This window comes from Pseudomonas aphyarum (assembly GCF_028657055.1).
Lineage (GTDB): Bacteria > Pseudomonadota > Gammaproteobacteria > Pseudomonadales > Pseudomonadaceae > Aquipseudomonas > Aquipseudomonas aphyarum.
Map to the genome: position 1 here is coordinate 58356 of NZ_JAMDGS010000008.1, position 18663 is coordinate 77018.

14 protein-coding genes and 1 pseudogene are annotated in these 18663 nt (G+C 59.6%); 8 read left to right on the plus strand and 7 right to left on the minus strand.

From position 1 onward, the window contains the following. The first annotated feature begins 56 nt into the window (after window positions 1–56). The 5 genes from M5G18_RS12670 (at window position 57) to M5G18_RS29030 (ending at window position 4418) form a co-directional block, all read left to right on the plus strand. Window positions 57–605 (plus strand): hypothetical protein, encoded by a 549-nt coding sequence (locus tag M5G18_RS12670; RefSeq protein ID WP_011335799.1) that lies wholly within the window; start codon window positions 57–59, stop codon window positions 603–605. Window positions 606–720: 115 nt separating this feature from the next. Next, the gene (gene guaB, locus M5G18_RS12675) at window positions 721–2190 is read left to right on the plus strand and encodes an IMP dehydrogenase (protein ID WP_085709413.1); all 1470 of its coding nucleotides are present in this window, start codon (window positions 721–723) and stop codon (window positions 2188–2190) included. 100 nt (window positions 2191–2290) lie between these two features. Continuing rightward, window positions 2291–3868, plus strand: a complete 1578-nt coding sequence (guaA, locus tag M5G18_RS12680; protein WP_108590389.1) for a glutamine-hydrolyzing GMP synthase — start codon at window positions 2291–2293, stop codon at window positions 3866–3868. A gap of 200 nt (window positions 3869–4068) precedes the next feature. Then, window positions 4069–4239, plus strand: coding sequence for an acetyltransferase (locus M5G18_RS12685; RefSeq protein WP_273898788.1), 171 nt, complete (start codon window positions 4069–4071; stop codon window positions 4237–4239). Beyond that, entirely contained in the window at window positions 4239–4418 is a 180-nt protein-coding gene (locus M5G18_RS29030; protein ID WP_346628644.1) for a hypothetical protein, read from the plus strand. The genes M5G18_RS12685 and M5G18_RS29030 overlap by 1 nt, the downstream gene beginning before the upstream one ends. Window positions 4419–4769: 351 nt before the next feature. Here M5G18_RS29030 and M5G18_RS12695 read toward each other — a convergent pair whose 3' ends face one another. Beyond that, entirely contained in the window at window positions 4770–6842 is a 2073-nt protein-coding gene (locus M5G18_RS12695) for a TerD family protein (protein WP_273898789.1), read from the minus strand. Between the two features lie 232 nt (window positions 6843–7074). On the opposite strand from M5G18_RS12695, the pseudogene M5G18_RS12700 reads away from it, so the two are divergent. Continuing rightward, a pseudogene (locus tag M5G18_RS12700) lies at window positions 7075–7158 on the plus strand (GMP synthase (glutamine-hydrolyzing)); the annotation flags it as partial. An 83-nt stretch (window positions 7159–7241) separates the two neighbouring features. Here M5G18_RS12700 and M5G18_RS12705 read toward each other — a convergent pair. After that, window positions 7242–10334, minus strand: coding sequence for a membrane-targeted effector domain-containing toxin (locus M5G18_RS12705; RefSeq protein ID WP_273898790.1), 3093 nt, complete (start codon window positions 10332–10334; stop codon window positions 7242–7244). A gap of 222 nt (window positions 10335–10556) precedes the next feature. Between M5G18_RS12705 and M5G18_RS12710 the strand changes: the two genes are divergently transcribed. Next, window positions 10557–11933, plus strand: coding sequence for a multicopper oxidase family protein (locus M5G18_RS12710; RefSeq protein ID WP_025109201.1), 1377 nt, complete (start codon window positions 10557–10559; stop codon window positions 11931–11933). Continuing rightward, entirely contained in the window at window positions 11933–12433 is a 501-nt protein-coding gene (gene tadA, locus M5G18_RS12715; protein ID WP_273898791.1) for a tRNA adenosine(34) deaminase TadA, read from the plus strand. The genes M5G18_RS12710 and tadA overlap by 1 nt, the downstream gene beginning before the upstream one ends. A 182-nt stretch (window positions 12434–12615) precedes the next feature. Here the strand turns inward: tadA and cmoB are convergent, their stop codons facing one another. The 5 genes from cmoB to lon all read right to left on the minus strand — a co-directional run bounded on the left by cmoB (window position 12616) and on the right by lon (window position 18173). After that, on the minus strand, window positions 12616–13572 hold the full coding sequence (gene cmoB / locus M5G18_RS12720) for a tRNA 5-methoxyuridine(34)/uridine 5-oxyacetic acid(34) synthase CmoB (RefSeq protein WP_273898792.1): 957 nt from the start codon (window positions 13570–13572) through the stop codon (window positions 12616–12618). Beyond that, window positions 13569–14276, minus strand: coding sequence for a carboxy-S-adenosyl-L-methionine synthase CmoA (gene cmoA, locus M5G18_RS12725; protein WP_273898798.1), 708 nt, complete (start codon window positions 14274–14276; stop codon window positions 13569–13571). Before cmoA ends, cmoB begins: the two co-directional genes overlap by 4 nt. 121 nt (window positions 14277–14397) lie before the next feature. Then, on the minus strand, window positions 14398–15042 hold the full coding sequence (locus tag M5G18_RS12730) for a lysoplasmalogenase (protein ID WP_273898793.1): 645 nt from the start codon (window positions 15040–15042) through the stop codon (window positions 14398–14400). A 2-nt stretch (window positions 15043–15044) separates the two neighbouring features. Next, window positions 15045–15437, minus strand: a complete 393-nt coding sequence (locus tag M5G18_RS12735; RefSeq protein WP_102716880.1) for a protease inhibitor I42 family protein — start codon at window positions 15435–15437, stop codon at window positions 15045–15047. Window positions 15438–15749: 312 nt separating this feature from the next. Then, window positions 15750–18173 carry an endopeptidase La gene (lon, locus tag M5G18_RS12740; RefSeq protein ID WP_127799742.1) on the minus strand — a complete coding sequence of 808 codons (2424 nt, stop codon included), beginning with the start codon at window positions 18171–18173 and terminating at the stop codon, window positions 15750–15752. Window positions 18174–18663 lie beyond the last annotated feature (490 nt).

The following is an 18663-nucleotide window of genomic DNA, read 5'->3' on the forward strand; positions in this document are numbered from 1 at the left end:
TTAAGCTGCCGGCCGCGTTCGTCGCAGAACATCCTTTGACGCAGCAGGCTTGCACCATGAATTCCCAAAGCATCATCGTCCCGAAAATCTCCAACCTGCCGGTGCACGAGCCCCGGGCCCGGGCGATCCTGCGCTGGCTGGTGCGCAAGAACATCGTCAAGGAAGAGCTGAGCACCTGTGGGCGCACCGGTAATCGCATGGCCTACGCCATCGCCGATGGTGCCCGCGCGGTGGTGCTGCACCCCGAGGCGCTGCCGTTCGGTGAGCCGATCAATGGGCTGGAAGTCATCACCAAGCGCTGCATCTACACCCCGGCCAAAGGTTTTCTCGAAGAAGCCGGTTGTGCCGAGTGCCGCCAGGAGATCGGCGAAGCGCTGTTCGAAAGCCTGGAAGACTGGATGCCGGGCCGCACCGACAACTTCACCTGCCCAGAATGCGGGCACGAAGACGACATCAACGGTTTCCTGTATTTGCAGGAGTGCGGTTTTTCCAACCTCGGTTTCATCTTCAACAACTGGCTGGAGGCGGGCTTCAAGCAGAGTTTCATCGACGAATTCGCCGACTGGCTGGATCAACCGGTGAGCTGGGTCAAGGTCGAGTTGTGAGGGGCGTTTTTCCCGTACATCAGCAACATTGATATAAGACAAGTTTTACATTGAGCCCGGTAGGGTGTCTGAGTATAATGGCGCGCTTCCATTTTCCCGCTCGGGAGCCCCCGCGATGCTGCGTATCAGCCAAGAAGCTCTGACCTTCGACGACATTCTCCTAGTGCCCGGTTATTCCGAGGTGCTTCCTAACGAAGTCAGTCTGAAGACCCGCCTTACCCGTGGCATCGAGCTGAACATTCCTCTGGTTTCTGCCGCCATGGACACCGTCACCGAAGCCCGTCTGGCAATCGCCATGGCTCAGGAAGGTGGCATCGGCATTATCCACAAGAACATGACCATCGAGCAGCAAGCTGCCGAAGTTCGCAAGGTCAAGAAGTTCGAAGCCGGTGTGGTCAAGGACCCAATCACCATCGAGGCTGACGCCACGGTTCGTGATCTGTTCGAACTGACCCGCATGCACAACATTTCCGGCGTTCCGGTTTTGCACGATGGCGACCTGGTCGGCATCGTCACTTCCCGTGACGTGCGTTTCGAAACCCGTCTGGAAGCCACCGTACGTGAAGTGATGACGCCGAAAGAGCGTCTGGTCACCGTGCGCGAAGGCGCCAACAAGAACGAAGTCCGCGAGCTGCTGCACAAGCACCGCCTGGAAAAAGTCCTGATCGTTGACGACAAGTTTGCCCTCAAAGGCATGATGACCGTCAAAGACATCGAAAAAGCCAAGGCCTACCCGCTGGCCAGCAAGGACGACCAAGGTCGTCTGCGCGTCGGCGCAGCAGTCGGTACCGGTAAAGATACCGGTGACCGCGTTGCAGCCCTGGTCAATGCCGGCGTTGACGTGGTGGTGGTCGACACCGCGCACGGTCACTCCAAAGGCGTGATCGACCGCGTTCGCTGGGTCAAAGAGAATTTCCCTGAAGTGCAGGTGATCGGCGGCAACATCGCCACCGGCGCAGCCGCCAAGGCCCTGGCCGAAGCCGGCGCCGACGCAGTCAAGGTCGGTATCGGCCCAGGCTCGATCTGCACCACCCGTATCGTCGCCGGTGTCGGCGTTCCGCAAATCAGTGCCATCGCCAACGTTGCCGCTGCCCTTGAAGGCACTGGCGTTCCGTTGATCGCCGACGGCGGCATCCGTTTCTCCGGTGACCTGTCCAAGGCCATCGTTGCCGGTGCTTCCTGCGTGATGATGGGCTCGATGTTCGCCGGTACTGAAGAAGCACCGGGCGAGATCGAACTGTTCCAGGGCCGTTCGTACAAGGCTTATCGCGGCATGGGTTCGCTGGGCGCCATGTCCCAGGCTCAAGGTTCTTCCGACCGTTACTTCCAGGACTCCTCGGCAGGCGCCGAGAAACTCGTTCCGGAAGGCATCGAAGGCCGTGTTCCTTACAAGGGCACCCTGAGCGCGATCATTCACCAGTTGATGGGCGGTCTGCGTTCCTCGATGGGTTACACCGGCAGCGCCAACATCGAAGAAATGCGCACCAAGCCTGAATTCGTGCGGATCACCGGTGCCGGCATGGCCGAATCCCACGTTCACGACGTGCAGATCACCAAGGAAGCGCCAAACTACCGCGTAGGTTGAGGCTTCAAGCAAAACGTTAAATGACCGGGGCTGTTTTATTCAGCCCCGAGTCGTTTCTGAATCAAAGACTGTTTCTGAATTACTTAGACGAGACTGAATCATGGCCCTCGACATTCACGCTCACCGCATCCTGATCCTCGACTTCGGTTCGCAATACACCCAACTGATCGCCCGCCGCGTGCGCGAGATCGGTGTGTACTGCGAACTGCACCCGTTCGACATGGACGAAGATGCGATCCGCGAATTTGCGCCAAAAGGCGTAATCCTCGCCGGCGGTCCCGAGTCCGTGCACGAAGCCAACAGCCCGCGCTGCCCGCAAGCGGTGTTCGACCTGGGCGTACCGGTCTTCGGTATCTGCTACGGCATGCAGACCATGGCCGAGCAACTGGGCGGCAAGGTTGAAGGCTCCGAGCTGCGTGAGTTCGGTTATGCCCGCGTTGACGTGGTCGGCAAGAGCCGTCTGCTCGACGGTATCGAAGACCACATCGACGCCGACGGCCTGTTTGGCCTCGACGTGTGGATGAGCCACGGTGACAAGGTCACCAAGATGCCGGAAGACTTCCACATCCTGGCCAGCACCCCGAGCTGCCCGATCGCCGGCATGTTCAACGACGAGCGCGCTTACTACGGCGTGCAGTTCCACCCGGAAGTGACCCACACCAAGCAGGGCGGTCGCATCCTGTCGCGTTTCGTTCTCGACATCTGCGGCTGTGAAGCCCTGTGGACTCCGTCGAAGATCGCCGAAGACGCCATCGCCAACATCCGCGCACAGGTCGGTACCGACAACGTGCTGCTGGGTCTGTCCGGCGGTGTGGACTCCTCGGTGGTTGCGGCGCTGCTGCACAAGGCCATTGGCGATCAACTGACCTGCGTCTTCGTCGACAACGGCCTGCTGCGTCTGCACGAAGGCGAGCAGGTTATGGCCATGTTCGCCGAGAACATGGGCGTCAAGGTGATCCGCGCCAACGCGGAAGACCAGTTCCTGAACAACCTGGCCGGCGAAGCCGATCCAGAGAAGAAGCGCAAGATCATCGGCCGCACCTTCATCGACGTGTTCGATGCCGAATCCTGCAAGCTGGACAACATCAAGTACCTGGCTCAGGGCACCATCTACCCGGACGTGATCGAGTCGGCTGGCGCGAAAAGCGGCAAGGCCCACGTGATCAAGTCGCACCACAACGTGGGCGGCCTGCCGGAAGAGATGAACCTGAAACTGGTCGAGCCACTGCGCGAACTGTTCAAGGACGAAGTCCGTCGTCTGGGCCTGGAACTGGGCCTGCCGTACGACATGGTCTACCGTCACCCGTTCCCGGGCCCGGGCCTGGGCGTGCGCATCCTCGGTGAAGTGAAGAAGGAATACGCCGACCTGCTGCGTCGTGCTGACCACATCTTCATCGAAGAACTGCGCAAGGCCGACTGGTACCACAAGGTCAGCCAGGCCTTCGTCGTGTTCCAGCCAGTGAAATCGGTTGGCGTGGTCGGCGACGGCCGTCGTTACGCCTGGGTCGTGGCCCTGCGTGCCGTGGAAACCATCGACTTCATGACTGCACGTTGGGCACACCTGCCTTACGAACTGCTGGAAACCGTCAGCGGCCGCATCATCAATGAAATCGAAGGCATCTCGCGCGTGACCTACGACGTGTCGAGCAAGCCGCCGGCGACCATTGAGTGGGAGTGATCCTGCGTCTGGCATAGACTGGCTCAAGAGCTTGATCCCCCCCCGGAAGCCCGCGTTACTGCGGGCTTTTGGCGTTTTTGAGGCGGGGTATCACAACTCCGCCCGGACAACCTCCTCTGTACTTCAAGTCGATGCGTCTTGCCTCTTAGTGTGCTACTTTGCGAGTAGAAATTGATCAAGTCGTTTAGGGTATTCAAGCCATGAACTACAAACTGAACACCTATGGTGTATCCATAGTAGAAAGGCCTAAAATTAAAGCCACCAAAAAGCTGGATTTGGGCGGCGACCTCGGTAAGCAGATCGTTTACTCAGAAACCAAGCTCGCTCTCAGAACTCACAGGAAGACATTTCAGAAGCTGGCTGACATGTAATGGAATTGATCTTCTTTCCATTTGAACGTGTCATTGAGATAAACACTCAAATCTTGACTTCCGAGCCTGGCATGAAGGGAGCGGTAAGTATTCCGATCTTGCAGGGCGCGTTGGCACGAATCGACAATGCGATCGCCTATGATGGCCTCGATGATGTGTTTGAAATTGCCGCCAAATAAACTGCCAGTATCGCAAGAGGCCACGCGCTCCCTGATGCTAACAAGCGCACCGGGCTTGCAGTCGGCTTGGAATACCTTTCGCTCAATGATTACGAAATAACCCTAGACAACGATCTGCTAGCGGATGCAGTTAGGGATTTGGTTATCGGCGATCTCAACGAGCATGAATTCGCCGATATTCTCTACTCCTCCTTCATCGCTTCTCAAAATCTTGCGTAGTTTTAGGAAGGCCTTGCAGATTAACTACCTTGATTAGCCATATTCACGATGAGGCAATGGCAGACTTTTCCAGACTGATCCGCCATATGTGGTTGAGCTGTTCCCGGTGAACGGCAAATACAGGTGCTGGTGTTAAAGGAACTGTGACCGAATCAAATCCGTATCGAACGGCGTTATTCCTTGATCAGGTGCGAACACCGCTTGTGCCTGCTGCGGCGAAGCCACTCGTTCGCCTCGTGCTCGTACATGCAAATCGAACAATGTCTCCAGATCAGGCCGGGGTGTATGTACCAAAGCCCGCAGCATCAACGAAATCCCGCTGAGGTTGTTCCCGACATTGTTCCAACGGGGAGCTGAGGTCAGTCCCAGGTCGGCCCAGATCACGCGCCGCTCCTGCAAGTCCATCACAAAGGGTAGGCAGATCTGCGTGTCAGAGGCGATATCGATACGATCGAACACCGTTCGTGGCTCGAATACTTCACCCGATGCCGTATCGCTGCGGGCCATCCAGCCAGCGAAACATTCTGGAAGATCGCAGTACGGTTGCTGGGTGTACGAGTTGATGGACGTGACGACATAACGGATACCTTTCTCGACGAGCACTTCAAGGTCGAGGTCGATGAATTCCGAAGCCCCTTCGGGTGCGTCGACGATGTCGCCGCTGTGGCAGCCGCCGTAATCTCTCAGGTTGTAGTACGCAACCGTTTCTCTGAACACGAAGTTGGCATCGAAAAATGCGGCGGACAAATCGATGTCCGTGCGTGACCGACCGTTTTTCCACCACAGGAACAGACGAATGAAACGTGTGTCTGGCATTGGCAATCGGCTGCCCCGCACCAGTGTCCGTAGCGATTTTGAAGAAGCGCGTTGTGCCAGCGGTACCCTGTATTCGTGTAATTCTGGATCGATGTAACAGCGACCCAATGGCGGTAGTGTCGCAAAACGCGATATCAGAGCGTCCTCGCAGATTCGCGCTGCACGAGCCAGCACCTCGGGTGCGAGAGGCTCTCTGTGATCCTTGATGCCAAAGATTTTGGCGAATGAACCTTTCGGTGTGAACGCCCGAAGTGGCAAGGGGCGCGGCGCGCGTGACTGGGCCAGCAACTGCAGCAGGACAGGCGAGGACACTTGTGGTGCAACAGCCTCGAACGCATCGAGAACCGGCTCTGGTTCCGTCGCGCGCCGCAGGGTCGCGTCCAGCCGTCGTGCGAACTCACCGGGACGGCTCTGTAGCACGGACACAAGCTCGGCAATATCACGCTGGGCGAACAGTGTTTCGACGCGTGAACCAAATGAGGCAGGCGCTTCGTTGCGACGCGCGGCGGTGATGGCGGCCAGCGCTCTTGGGTATTTATCGGCGTAATCGCCCGGATGAAGTACTTCAGCCAGGCGTTTCCATCGCTCGGCATGCCGCATCACGTCTTCCGTAGCGTTGGGTATTTGATCGAGCAGACTCAACAGCAGACGGCGCATCGAGCGCTTCATCGCTTTGAAACGTGTCGTAGCGGTTGCCAGTGATACGTCTCCGCCATTCAGCGCGATCGCCAGTCGTAGCACGTCAGTCGCCGTTTCGACGTTTTGCTCCAGGAATGCATCAACCCGAGCATCGCCAGCTACATGCAGGATCATTGCGCCGCCAACCTGTGCGCGGATCTCCCGGAACGGGACGACCTCAGGCAGCAGACGGAACACATCACTTTTGTACTCGCGGATAAACCAGATGACATCAGTCGCTTCCTCTTCTGAGAGCGAGGTGCGTGATGAAACCAGTGGCTCGAGCAGTGACTCGAACTCAGGGATGCTTCCCGGTTCGATAACCCAGGAAATGAAGTTGCCTTCAAGCAGTGGAGGTCGAAAGTCTTCAGTCGCGGGTAAACGTCGAAGCGTGTGGTAATGCATGACGGCGTTGAGGTACAGCTCGGCCTCCGAGGCCGTCAGAACCTGCTCTGGAAAGTCAGGATAAAACGGCCGGTGGTGCACATGAGCGCCACTTCTGCGCCGAAGCACTCTGACAATGTCACGCAACCAGGACTTGAGTTCTGTCGCCGACAACAGGCCGATTTGTTCAATCAGAGGCTCTGACAGTACGCAGCGGAACGCCGCGATTTCCCGGACAGCCGACGCGACCTGAGCGCGCGTCGCACCACCAGTGCCCATCGGGACGTGAACTTTGCTGCGGCGACGCAGGAACAGCTCCTGATTCATGCTTGATTTTCTCCCTGGGTCGCCGTCGTGAGCGAGCTGCAGCGTCATGTCTACAGCCGATATGAAAACGCCTGCTGGGAGCAGGCGCGGTGTGGAGAGCGGAACCCCTAGTTCATAGGGTTTAGAAGGAAGGTGTTCCATAGCCACGTCGGCATTCTACGGAAGGTTTTCGCTTTTTGTCAGATCGCTGTGTCCTACAACAGTAACAATCTACTTCGCCTCACGTTGGGCACGCATCATCAATGAAATCGAAGGCATCTCGCGCGTGACCTACGACGTGTCGAGCAAGCCGCCGGCGACCATTGAGTGGGAGTGATCCTGCGACTCGCGTAGCGATGACGAACATAAGAAAACCCTGGCTTCGGCCAGGGTTTTTTTTGCGTGACGGTTACGGAAAGGTCAGCCAGGAAGGCGGCTTTGAAGGCTCATGCCCATCTGGTCAAGGGCATTGGATAGTCGCTCCAGACTGGCATAGGGGACACCGTTGACCGAAGGCCATGTCGGGCGATCGATGTAGCAATGCCCGTCAGCCATGACCTGGACTGGCGTGCGGACAATCATCTCGTTCTGACTGCGGTGAACCATGGTGTAATCGCCTTCGGACTGTTCGAAAACATACATGCCCGGGCGTGTCAGCAGCCTGCTGATCTGCTGTTCATTACGCATGACGGGTGGTGCTTCCATCTGGAGCCGCAGATCGGCGTGAAGAGTGTCGACAGTCCCGAGCATGTTTCCAATTTCGGGTGACGGCCCTTTTTCCATTTCAATGCCGGGGTCTACGGTCCAACGCTCGCCCTGTCCGGGGTCGACCTCTTCAATTCGCAAGCCGATCCCGCCCTCCAGCTCACTGATACCGGCAAACCCTCTGAATGTGTTGGTGTTTTCAACGCCGGTCAGTGCGACCCACTTGCCAACGTCATTGCTCACGTTGTCCATGAACATGATGTCGGAGGTCAGATGGTTGGTGCTGATCTGCTCTTCAATCCGCGTGTGAGAAACCGGCTTTCTGTAAGTCGCGGCACAATCGGTTGCCTGGACACGAATGCCGTTCTGCCTGGCCGTTTTCACCAGTTCCAGTTCATTGAATCGCCCTGAAGGGTCGGTGCCGAGGCGAGTCAGATACTTCTCCAGATCTTCAGTCATGACGCCGGACTTGAAGTAGGCGTTCAGATCGATCTGGGCAAAGTCGTTGAGCAGTCGGCGCACATAGAGGGTCTTGACCCCTTGCCGAGCCAGAGTGGCCATGTTCTGAATCATGAAACGCATGCTGGTGATGCGTCCGGGCGTTTCACTGACGACCAGCCCCGGTGCGGATTCAAATATTTGTGCCAGCAGCTGCGGGACTGTCGTTGAAGCATTGACGACAGGAAGTGCCGGGCGCGGCGGCAGATTGGCCCACGGAAGGTTTGCGTAAAAACGTCTGGCGGACATCAAAAGCGTTCTGGCCTTTTCCGCGCAGTGCAGGGCGTATCGGTCCGCAGCGATCAGCTCGCCATCGGGGCCGATCTGAACATGCAGGTGCGTCTCGGGCAATTGCATCGCCCATTTTCTCAGCCGTGCCCGCTGCCCTGCTTCAACGTCGTAGAGGGTTCTGATCGGGCGGATTCCGGTCGATGTCGAGGGTTGAGGGGCGGTGACAGTCGGCTCGGGTTCAACGACCGGTGGCGCTGTCTCGGCGGTGGGCGGATTGCGTACGTCGAGCTCCAGCTCCACAGTGCACTCCTTGCCCAGGCATTGGCCGCCGCCCCTGAGCCCCAGACGTGTCATTCGCTCCCATAGGCCTTCGGCGTTCAAGCGTACCGGGATTGAATGGATAAGCTGGTTGGGTCGTGCCGGATCGACGATTGCCCAGAATCCGCCGCCCTGTGAGTCAGCGAAGTAACGGACGTAATAGGCCGTGTCGTTCATCAGGATGGCAAAGGGAGGATCCGAGTTTAACCGGTAGATGCCCTGGTATTTACCCGGCTCCGAGACCGGTGTCTGTCCGTCGAGTAGCTCATTGGATTCAAAGCTCTGCTTGATCTCTGACGCTTGGCTCGATTCATGGGGCGCGGAAATGGTTTCTCCGGCGGGAGGCGATACCTCTTCCATTTCCTGGGGAACAGATTCCCCCGGCTCTTGCGTGGCTTCTGAATATTTTGCCCATTCGGCAGCCTCGGCGGCTTCTGCCTCTGCACCTACCTCTGCCATCGAGCCGACACCTTTCAAAAATGGCAGATTGAACAGCGCATCTATACCGCTGAGAATCGCCCCGAGGACGCCTTCCTTGCGCTCGGCGGCTGTCTTGCCGTTAACCGCCTGGTCGATGTTCAGGCCCATGTTGGCCAGCGTGGCGCCAATGACCGGCAATGCCACTGGCCAGCCGACGGCCGCCATCGGGCCAAACACCTTCAAGCCCGCGCTCAGGTAACCAATCCACAGTTTTTCTCGCAGATCCCCGTTGGACGTGAGCGACAGATCGGCTTCGGCCAGCATCGCTGTGCGGGTCGAATGGCGCAGCCAGCTGAACGCATCCTCCGTCACTGTCTGAGTGTTGTGGTTGATCAGATGATGGTCGCAATGGCCCCAGGTACTGACCAGCCGATTCATCAGATCACTGATGTTTTCGGTCATCTGATGTCGGTCAGCCAGTGAAAAATGCTCGAGAAACTGTGTGCGTGGCGCTTTTTCGTTCATTTTCTGCAAGACCCACCAGTGCATATCGGTGGCGGTTTCCAGCACATGGAAGGCTGGGGTGTCACCCGGTACGTAAAGGATCTGGCGACCCTTGGCGTCTGAGATGCGCAGAATGTTTGTGGCCTCATGGCCGTCCACACTCAGGGTAGCCACCTGCAATTCCTGGCCTGCGGGCGACTCCGCTTGCAGCGTGGCCAGGCTGACCGGCCAGGTGAGCGTGCCGATGACCGCGCTGACCACGGTCTGGAAGTCGTCGTCAGTCAACAGGCCGCTATCGCGGGCTTCAACCGCCTTGCTGAGAAAATTGCACTTGGCGAGGGTGCGGAAGTCATCGGCGTAATCGTCCCAGAACGCTTGCAGCTTGTTGCGGTAAACGTCGCTGAAGTTGATGTTCCAGAACTCCCTGAGCACCTTGTCGCCATGCAGGCGTATTTCATTGGTGTGGTTGAATTCATCAGCTTCGGGCCCTGCAGTGTAGAAGCCCGCATCGACATCCAGCATGTCGGCGTTGTCCTGGTCGCCGACGCGGAAGCGGTGGATCACCAGTTGCGTCAAGGTCATGGATTCAAGGGGCTTTGCACAACAGTGTTCCCAGCCGGTGAATGCCTCTGGGTTGGTGCTGGAGTACTTGAAGCGATGGAAGTAGATCTTGTCGGGGTCGTGGCCGACGATGCCGAATTTGTCGAGCAGGTTGCTGGCCACCTCGTGCGCCGTGTCCTGCAGGCTCGGACAAGCAGTGACGACTCTGGTGGCGATGGCCTTGAGGGCGGCCTTGTCTGCCGCATTGGGTAGCGGGCGGGTTTCGATAGGGTTCATGCACGCTCATTCCTTGAGTGATCGAGGGAATGAGGATCAGCGTTTACAGGGGGCAGCGTGCACTAACTATGTATCACCTGCTGCCGTCGGGCGTGGTGCAGCCGTATGGCCGCACTGCGTCCATACGCCGCGTTACCCTTACTGTTTCGCAACCGCAGGTGTATCGTATTCGCCCTTTACGGGCCTGCGGGCCCGCCGCAGATACGTGAGGTAGTTGAGTTCATGTCCTTTACCCGTCGCCAAATCCTCGGTGGCCTGGCCGGTCTTGTTGTCGTTGGCGTGGGAGCGGGGGGCGCGTCACGCTACTGGCTGGGCAAGATGGCCGATGCCGACGCTGGGCATGACTATGAGCTGATCGCCGCGCCGCTGGACGTCGAGCTGGTGCCAGGGCACAAGACCGAAGCCTGGGCGTTTGGTCCGTCGGCGCCGGGCACCGAGTTGCGCGTACGTCAGGGCGAATGGCTGCGGGTGCGTTTCATCAACCATCTGCCGGTCGCGACGACCATTCACTGGCACGGCATCCGCCTGCCGCTGGAAATGGACGGCGTGCCGTACGTGTCGCAATTGCCGGTGCTGCCGGGCGAATACTTCGATTACAAATTCCGTGTGCCGGACGCCGGCAGCTACTGGTATCACCCCCACGTCAGCAGCAGCGAGGAACTGGGGCGCGGGCTGGTCGGGCCGCTGATCGTTGAAGAGCGCGAGCCGACCGGCTTCAAGTACGAAAAGACCTTGAGCCTGAAGAACTGGCATATCGACGACGAGGGCAACTTCGTCGAGTTCAGCATTCCGCGCGAAGCGGCCCGTGGCGGTACGGCGGGTCGGCTGTCGACCATCAACGGCGTGCCCGCGCCAGTGATCGAGTTGCCGGCAGGACAAATCACCCGCGTACGCCTGCTCAACCTCGACAACACCCTGACCTATCGCATCAATATTCCTGGCGTCGAAGCGCAGATCTATGCGCTGGACGGCAACCCGGTCGAGCCGCGTCCGCTGGGCAAGGAATACTGGCTGGGTCCGGGCATGCGCATCTGCCTGGCGATCAAGGCACCACCGGCCGGTGAGGAACTGTCGCTGCGCAACGGCCCGGTTCGCCTCGGTACTTTACGTTCGGTGGCCAACAATGACGCGCCGACCGACTGGCCGAAGGCACTGCCGGCCAACCCGGTGGCCGAGCCGGACCTGGCCAATGCCGAGAAACTCAACTTCAATTTCGAATGGGTCGGTTCGGTGTCGGTGAATGTCGACAACGGCAAGCCGCCGAGTCTGTGGCAGATCAACGGCAAGGCCTGGGACATCACCGACAAGACCTGCGCCGACCGGCCGATCGCCAGCCTGAAACTGGGCCAGAGCTATATTTTCGAACTGAAGAACATGACCCAGTACCAGCACCCGATCCACCTGCACGGCATGAGCTTCAAGGTGATTGCGTCGAACCGGCACAAGATCGTGCCGTACTTCACCGACACCTACCTGCTGGGCAAGAACGAGCGCGCGCAAGTGGCGCTGGTGGCGGATAACCCGGGGGTGTGGATGTTCCACTGCCACGTGATCGACCACATGGAAACCGGCCTGATGGCCGCCATCGAGGTGAAGTGATGCGCCAGATTCGCCCCGCGGCGATCATCGACCGCAGCCGAGACCGCGACTTCATGCGCGAGGCGCTGGAATTGGCGGCCCAAGGCGCAGCCCTCGGCGAAGTACCGGTGGGCGCGGTGCTGGTGCAGGACGGTGAAATCATCGGTCGCGGCTTCAATTGCCCGATCAGTGCCAGCGACCCGAGTGCTCATGCGGAGATGGTCGCGATCCGCGCCGCTGCTCAGGCTGTGAGCAACTATCGACTGCCGGGCAGCACACTCTACGTGACGCTGGAACCGTGCAGCATGTGCGCCGGGCTGATCGTGCATTCGCGGATTGCGCGGGTGGTGTACGGCGCGCTGGAGCCCAAGGCCGGGATTGTGCAGAGTCAGGGGCAGTTCTTCACTCAGGGCTTTCTCAACCATCGAGTGTTGTACGAAGGTGGGGTGTTGGCGGAGGAGTGTGGGGCGGTGTTGACTGAGTTCTTCAGGGCGCGGCGCGCGAAAAGCCCCTCACCCTAACCCTCTCCCAGAGGGAGAGGGGACTGACCGAGGTGACTGTTGACGTTACGCCGACCTGAAATTTTTGAGTCGAACTCAAGTTTTGAGAAGCTTGAAGATCGGCTCCCTCTCCTTGGGGCGGTCCGACGTTTCGGGAGGGCTGGGGTGAGGGGTGGGCTCACTGTGGTGTTTGGGAGAGCGGGTTATTTCTTCGCGACGATGACCGCCCGCATCGGCGCCGGCAGCCCTTCAATCGTCTTGCTGTGATCTTCCGGATCAAGGAAATCACTTAGCGACTGATACTTCATCCATTCCGTCCCGCGCTGTTCTTCAACAGTGGTGGTGCTCACATCCACACATTTCACATCCGTGAAACCGGCACGACGCAGCCACAATTCCAGCGCCGGCACCGACGGCAAGAACCACACATTACGCATCTGCGCATAACGGTCTTCCGGCACCAATACCTGATGCTTGTCGCCTTCGACCACCAGCGTCTCCAGCACCAGTTCGCCACCTTTCACCAGGCAATCCTTCAGCGCCAGCAAATGCTCGATCGGCGAACGGCGGTGATAGAACACACCCATGGAAAACACCGTGTCGAAACCTTCCAGATTCGGCGGCAGGTCTTCAAATGGGAACGGCAGGTGCCAGGCATTCGGCTCTGACAGATAACGCTGCACCGCCTGGAACTGGCAGAAGAACAGCCAGTTCGGATCAACGCCGATCACGCTGTCGGCGCCGGCGCCGAGCATGCGCCACATGTAATAGCCGTTGCCGCAACCGACATCGAGGATGCGTTTGCCCTTCAGATCCAGATGCGGAGCGACCCGCGACCACTTCCAGTCCGAGCGCCATTCGGTGTCGACGTGCACGCCGAACAGATCGAACGGCCCCTTGCGCCACGGCGACAGGCCCATCAGCGCGGTGCGCATTTGCGCGCGGGTTTCGGCGTCGCAATCGGTGTCGAGTTTCAGGCCGTCGAGCAGGTCGACTTCGCTCGGCTGGATCTTCGGCAAGGCGTCCAGCGCACTTTGCCAGCGCTCCAGATCGCCGTGACCTTTCTCCATTTTCTTGTCGAGCTGCACTTGCAGGGTGTTGGCCCATTCGGCCAGCGGTGTGCCGGCCAGACGGCGGGCGAGGGGGGACAGATCAATCATGGCAAGGCAATCAACGAGGCAAAGTTAAGACACTGGAACCACGGCACGACTTTCGAGAACCCGGCGGCCAGCAGGCGCTCGCGGTGTTCTTCGAGGCTGTCGGGCTTCATGACGTTTTCGATGGCGCTGCGCTTCTGGGCGATTTCCAGTTCGCTGTAGCCGTTGGCGCGTTTGAACGCGACGTGCAGATCGGTCAGCAGCGCGTGTTCTTCGGCATCGTTGAAGCGCAGCTTCTCCGACAGAATCAGCGCGCCGCCCGGCAGCAGTGATTGGCGAATGCGCGACAGCAACGCCGTGCGCTGATCCGGGGCGATGAATTGCAGGGTGAAGTTCAGCGCCACCACCGAGGCCGGTTTGAAGTCGAGGGCGAGGATGTCGCCTTCGATCACATCGACCGGCAGCAACTCCTGGAACATCGAATCCTGACCGTTGAGGTACTCGCGGCAGCGCTCGACCATCGCCGCCGAGTTATCCACCGCGATCACCCGGCAACCGTCGGTGCGCACGTGGCGACGCAGGGCCTGAGTTACCGCACCGAGGGAGGCGCCGAGATCGTAGAGTACGCTGTTCGGCTGGGCGAACTGCGCCGCGAGCACGCCGAGGTTCTCGACGATGGTCGGGTAACCCGGCACCGAACGCTTGATCATGTCCGGGAACACCCGCACCACGTCTTCATTGAAGGCGAAGTCAGGCACCTGGGCCATCGGCTGGGCGAAAATGCGATCGGGTTCTTTGCTCACGGCGGTTCCGGCGGTGTCGATGAAAAGGCCGGCATTTTAGCCAAACTGGCGCGCAGATGCGCGGGTTGTCTGATAAACCGCTGGCTCAGAGCTCCGGGCGTTTGCTCTGTGAAAACGCCGAGGCGGCAATCCCCCACTGCCCCAGCCAGTAACTGAGGATGATGATGTAGGGCGCTGCGTTGAACGGTGAGACAAACCGGTTGATGCCAATCACGCTGTCGGAGAACACGAACGCCACCGCGCCGCCTGCCGCCAACAGTGCCGAACGTTGCGGTACGCCGCTGCCGAGTCGGGCCAGGGCGCGCCAGAGCATGGCGCTGATGGCCGTTCCGTAGACGATCACTGGCACGGTCAACGGGCCGAGTCCGCTGCTGATCAATATGCCCAACAACACGGCACCCACGCTGAGTGCCAGGATCAGCGGCAGCAAAGCCAGGCGCCGGCAATCGCTGAGGTAAGCCTTGAGATACGCCAGATGTGCGACCAGAAACGCGCCCAGACCGAAGACAAACAAATCCCCCGGCCACGCCAGCAGCACATCGCCGATCAGCGAGAAAATCAGACCGAGGCTGATCCAGCGGCGATAGTCGCTCGGTGGCGCATCGTGCAACCAGCCAAGCAGGGCCAACACCGGCAGCGGTTTGACCAGCAGACAAAGCAGCGCCGCGTGGGTGCTGACGCCATAGAGAAAGGTCACGGCGCCCATCAGCGCGAGGATCAGCCAGCCCACGGTCAGTTCACCGAAATGGCGCAGTCAAAGGTTTCCACCGGCAACACTTCCGGCGCCCAAGGCTGTTGCGAAGTCAGGCGCAGACGACCGGTGCCGGGGGCGAAAGCCTGGAAGCGCCAGGTCGAGAGACCGGCCGCGCCGACCACGCCGGCATCTTCCGGGTTGCTGTAGACCTCGGGGCTGAGGGCGCGCAATACGCCGCCGGCAGAATCCTGGATGGCCCAGCGGTAGCCGGTGGTGGGGTTGCTCGGGAGCATGACGATCAGGTTTTGCCCGTTGGTCAGCCGCACCGGGCATTCGCTCTGTTTTTCCACGGTCACGTTGGTTTTCGGTTGCGTGGCGCAGGCGGCCAGCAGGGCGAGGGACAGGGGGACAAACAGGCGAAGGGGGGACATGGATTCAGTGGCTCCGGCGTTGGCGACGAACGGCGAGCATAACTGAAGATGAGACAAAGTGTGACAACGCCAGGCTTGGCGCCATTCTTCAGCATCGCCGGCCCTCACCCTAACCCTCTCCCAGAGGGAGAGGGGACTGACCGAGGTGTCTTTTGAGGTACATCGACCTGAAAGATCGAGTTGATTATGGATTCAGTGAAGAGCTTTCAGGTCGGCGTTTCTCTTAAATATCCCCCGCTCGGCTCCCTCTCCCTCCGGGAGAGGGCTGGGGTGAGGGGTGGTTTTTGAATTCACCCCTCGGTCAAGACAAAATCAGAAAAGCACCTTCGCCACATCCGCAAACTTCTTGGCGAAATGCACCGTAATGCCTTCCTTCAAGTAGTCCGGGAGCTCTTCGAAATTCCCCCGATTAGCCTCCGGCAGAATCAACTCGAAAATCTTCTGCCGCCGCGCCGCAATCACCTTCTCGCGCACCCCGCCAATCGGCAGCACATGCCCGGTCAGCGTCAATTCACCGGTCATGGCCACGCCTTTTTTCGGCGCCTGATTACGGGCGAGGGAAAGCAGGGCGCTGGCCATGGTCACGCCGGCGCTCGGGCCGTCTTTCGGCGTTGCGCCTTCCGGCACGTGCAGGTGGACGAAGGCTTCGTCGAAGAATTTCGGATCGCCACCGAAGGATTTGAGGTGCGAGCTGACGTAGCTGTAGGCGATCTCCGCCGACTCCTTCATCACATCGCCCAGTTGCCCGGTGAGTTTGAAACCACGATTGAACGTGTGAATCCGCGTGGCCTCGATCGGCAAGGTTGCGCCGCCCATGCTTGTCCACGCCAGGCCGGTGATCACGCCGGTGCCGGACAACACTTGCTCGTTGCGGAACACCGGATGACCGAGGGACGCTTCGAGGTCTTTTGGCCCGATCTTGATCACCGCTTTCGGATCGTCGATCAGCTTCATCACCGCTTTGCGCACCAGTTTGCCCATCTGTTTTTCCAGCTGGCGCACGCCGGCTTCACGGGCGTAACCGTCGATCAAGGCTTTGAGTGCCGTGTCGCTGATGCTCAGGCTGCCCTTGGACACGCCGGCCTTTTCCAGCAGTTTCGGCCACAGGTGGCGCTTGGCGATGGCGACTTTTTCTTCGGTGATGTAGCCCGACAGGCGAATCACTTCCATCCGGTCCAGCAACGGGCCGGGAATCGAATCCAGGGTGTTGGCGGTGCAGACGAACAGGACTTTCGACAGGTCCATCCGCAGGTCCAGATAGTGGTCGAGGAATTCGACGTTCTGCTCCGGGTCGAGGGTTTCCAGCAGCGCCGAGGCCGGGTCGCCCTGGTAGCTCTGGCCCATCTTGTCGATCTCGTCGAGCATGATCACCGGGTTCATCACTTCGACGTCTTTCAGCGCCTGCACGAGCTTGCCCGGCTGCGCGCCGATGTAGGTGCGGCGGTGGCCCTTGATCTCGGCTTCGTCGCGCATGCCGCCGAGGCTGAAGCGGTAGAACGGCCGGCCGAGGGATTCGGCGATGGACTTGCCGACGCTGGTTTTACCCACGCCCGGCGGGCCGACCAGCAGCACGATGGAACCGCTGATCTCGCCTTTATAGGCACCGACCGCGAGGAATTCGAGGATCCGGTCCTTGATGTCGTCGAGGCCGGCGTGATGTTTGTCCAGCACCTTGCGCGCGTGCTTGAGGTCGAGCTTGTCCTCGCCGTACACGCCCCAGGGCACCGAGGTCGCCCAGTCGAGGTAGTTGCGGGTGACCGCGTACTCCGGCGATCCGGTTTCGAGGATCGACAGCTTGTTCATCTCTTCTTCGAGGCGCTTCTGCACCTGCGTCGGCAGGACTTTGCCTTCCAGACGCTGCTCGAACTGTTCGAGGTCGGCGCTGCGGTCGTCCTTGGTCAGGCCGAGTTCTTGCTGGATGACCTTGAGCTGTTCTTTAAGGAAGAACTCGCGCTGGTGCTCGCCGATCTTGCGATTCACTTCGGCGGAGATTTCTTTTTGCAGGCGTGCGACTTCGACTTCCTTGCGCAGCATCGGCAGGACTTTCTCCATGCGCTTGAGCATCGGCACACAGTCGAGCACTTCCTGCAATTCAGGGCCGGTGGCGGAGGTCAGGGCGGCGGCGAAGTCGGTCAGCGGCGACGGATCGTTGGGGCTGAAGCGGTTGAGGTAGTTCTTCAGCTCTTCGCTGTACAGCGGGTTGAGCGGCAGCAGTTCCTTGATCGCGTTGATCAGCGCCATGCCGTAGGCCTTGACCTCGTCGGTCGGCTCGGTGGGCTGGTGCGGGTATTCGACTTCAACGAGGTACGGTGGGCGGTGGTGTTTGAGCCAGGTCTTGATGCGCACGCGGCTGAGGCCTTGGGCGACGAATTGCAGTTTGCCGTTTTCGCGGCTGGCGTGGTGCACCTTGACCAGGGTGCCGTATTGCGGCAACGCCTTGGTGTCGAAGTGGCGCGGGTCTTCCTGGGGTGTGTCCATGAAGAACAGGGCCAGGGAGTGGTGTTCGGATTTGCTGACCAGTTCGAGGGTTTCGGCCCAGGGTTCTTCGTTGACGATGACCGGCAGGACCTGGGCCGGGAAGAACGGGCGGTTGTGGATCGGGATGATGTAGACCTTGTCCGGCAGGTTCTGGCCGGGCAGGGCGAGGCCTTTGCCTGGGACGTGGTGTTCGATGTGTTCGGCGTCGGTTTCGGTGATGTCGTCGGGGTTCTCGGGGAATTCTTGCTGGTCGCTCATGGGGCACCTGCGCAATTGGGTATGGCTGTTAGATGGGGCAGGGGTTGGGTGGTTTCAATGGGTCGGGATGTTTCTGCTTGTGTGTTCAGGGTTTTGACAGGGGTTGGGCTTGGCGGCCTTTGGGCCGGCCATGCTGCTGTTTTATCGGGTATATATCCGTTTCTTCGGGTGCGCCCGCTGGCGGTTTCGCCCTTACGGCGAGGCACTTTTTTCAAACGCCAAAAAAGTACCCAAAAAGGCTCGTCCCGGCGTTCGGCCCTCGCAGGCTCGGGTTCCTTCGCTCCGGCGTCCCTCCGGGGGCATCGACTTCGTCGATGAGTTCGGCTTCGCCAAACGGCGCTGCGCGCCAATCCCCGGATGAACACCTCCACTCAGCCTTCCGAAGGGACGGGTGGATCAAGATCAAGAGCTTTGTCGAGCTAACGCTCATCCTTTTGAGTGGTTGAGGCGTGGGGAAGCGGGGAGGAGAAGGTGGTGGTGGTGGTGGTGG

Bases quoted from the DNA above. Each gene is read 5' to 3' on its own strand.
- M5G18_RS12705 (WP_273898790.1), bottom strand. From the start codon at position 10,334: ATGAACCCTATCGAAACCCGCCCGCTACCCAATGCGGCAGACAAGGCC.
- M5G18_RS12695 (WP_273898789.1), bottom strand. From the start codon at position 6,842: ATGAATCAGGAGCTGTTCCTGCGTCGCCGCAGCAAAGTTCACGTCCCG.
- guaA (WP_108590389.1), top strand. From the start codon at position 2,291: ATGGCCCTCGACATTCACGCTCACCGCATCCTGATCCTCGACTTCGGT.
- M5G18_RS12735 (WP_102716880.1), bottom strand. From the start codon at position 15,437: ATGTCCCCCCTTCGCCTGTTTGTCCCCCTGTCCCTCGCCCTGCTGGCC.
- guaB (WP_085709413.1), top strand. From the start codon at position 721: ATGCTGCGTATCAGCCAAGAAGCTCTGACCTTCGACGACATTCTCCTA.
- M5G18_RS12670 (WP_011335799.1), top strand. From the start codon at position 57: ATGAATTCCCAAAGCATCATCGTCCCGAAAATCTCCAACCTGCCGGTG.
- cmoA (WP_273898798.1), bottom strand. From the start codon at position 14,276: ATGGCCCAGGTGCCTGACTTCGCCTTCAATGAAGACGTGGTGCGGGTG.
- tadA (WP_273898791.1), top strand. From the start codon at position 11,933: ATGCGCCAGATTCGCCCCGCGGCGATCATCGACCGCAGCCGAGACCGC.
- lon (WP_127799742.1), bottom strand. From the start codon at position 18,173: ATGAGCGACCAGCAAGAATTCCCCGAGAACCCCGACGACATCACCGAA.
- M5G18_RS12710 (WP_025109201.1), top strand. From the start codon at position 10,557: ATGTCCTTTACCCGTCGCCAAATCCTCGGTGGCCTGGCCGGTCTTGTT.
- M5G18_RS29030 (WP_346628644.1), top strand. From the start codon at position 4,239: ATGGAATTGATCTTCTTTCCATTTGAACGTGTCATTGAGATAAACACT.
- cmoB (WP_273898792.1), bottom strand. From the start codon at position 13,572: ATGATTGATCTGTCCCCCCTCGCCCGCCGTCTGGCCGGCACACCGCTG.
- M5G18_RS12685 (WP_273898788.1), top strand. From the start codon at position 4,069: ATGAACTACAAACTGAACACCTATGGTGTATCCATAGTAGAAAGGCCT.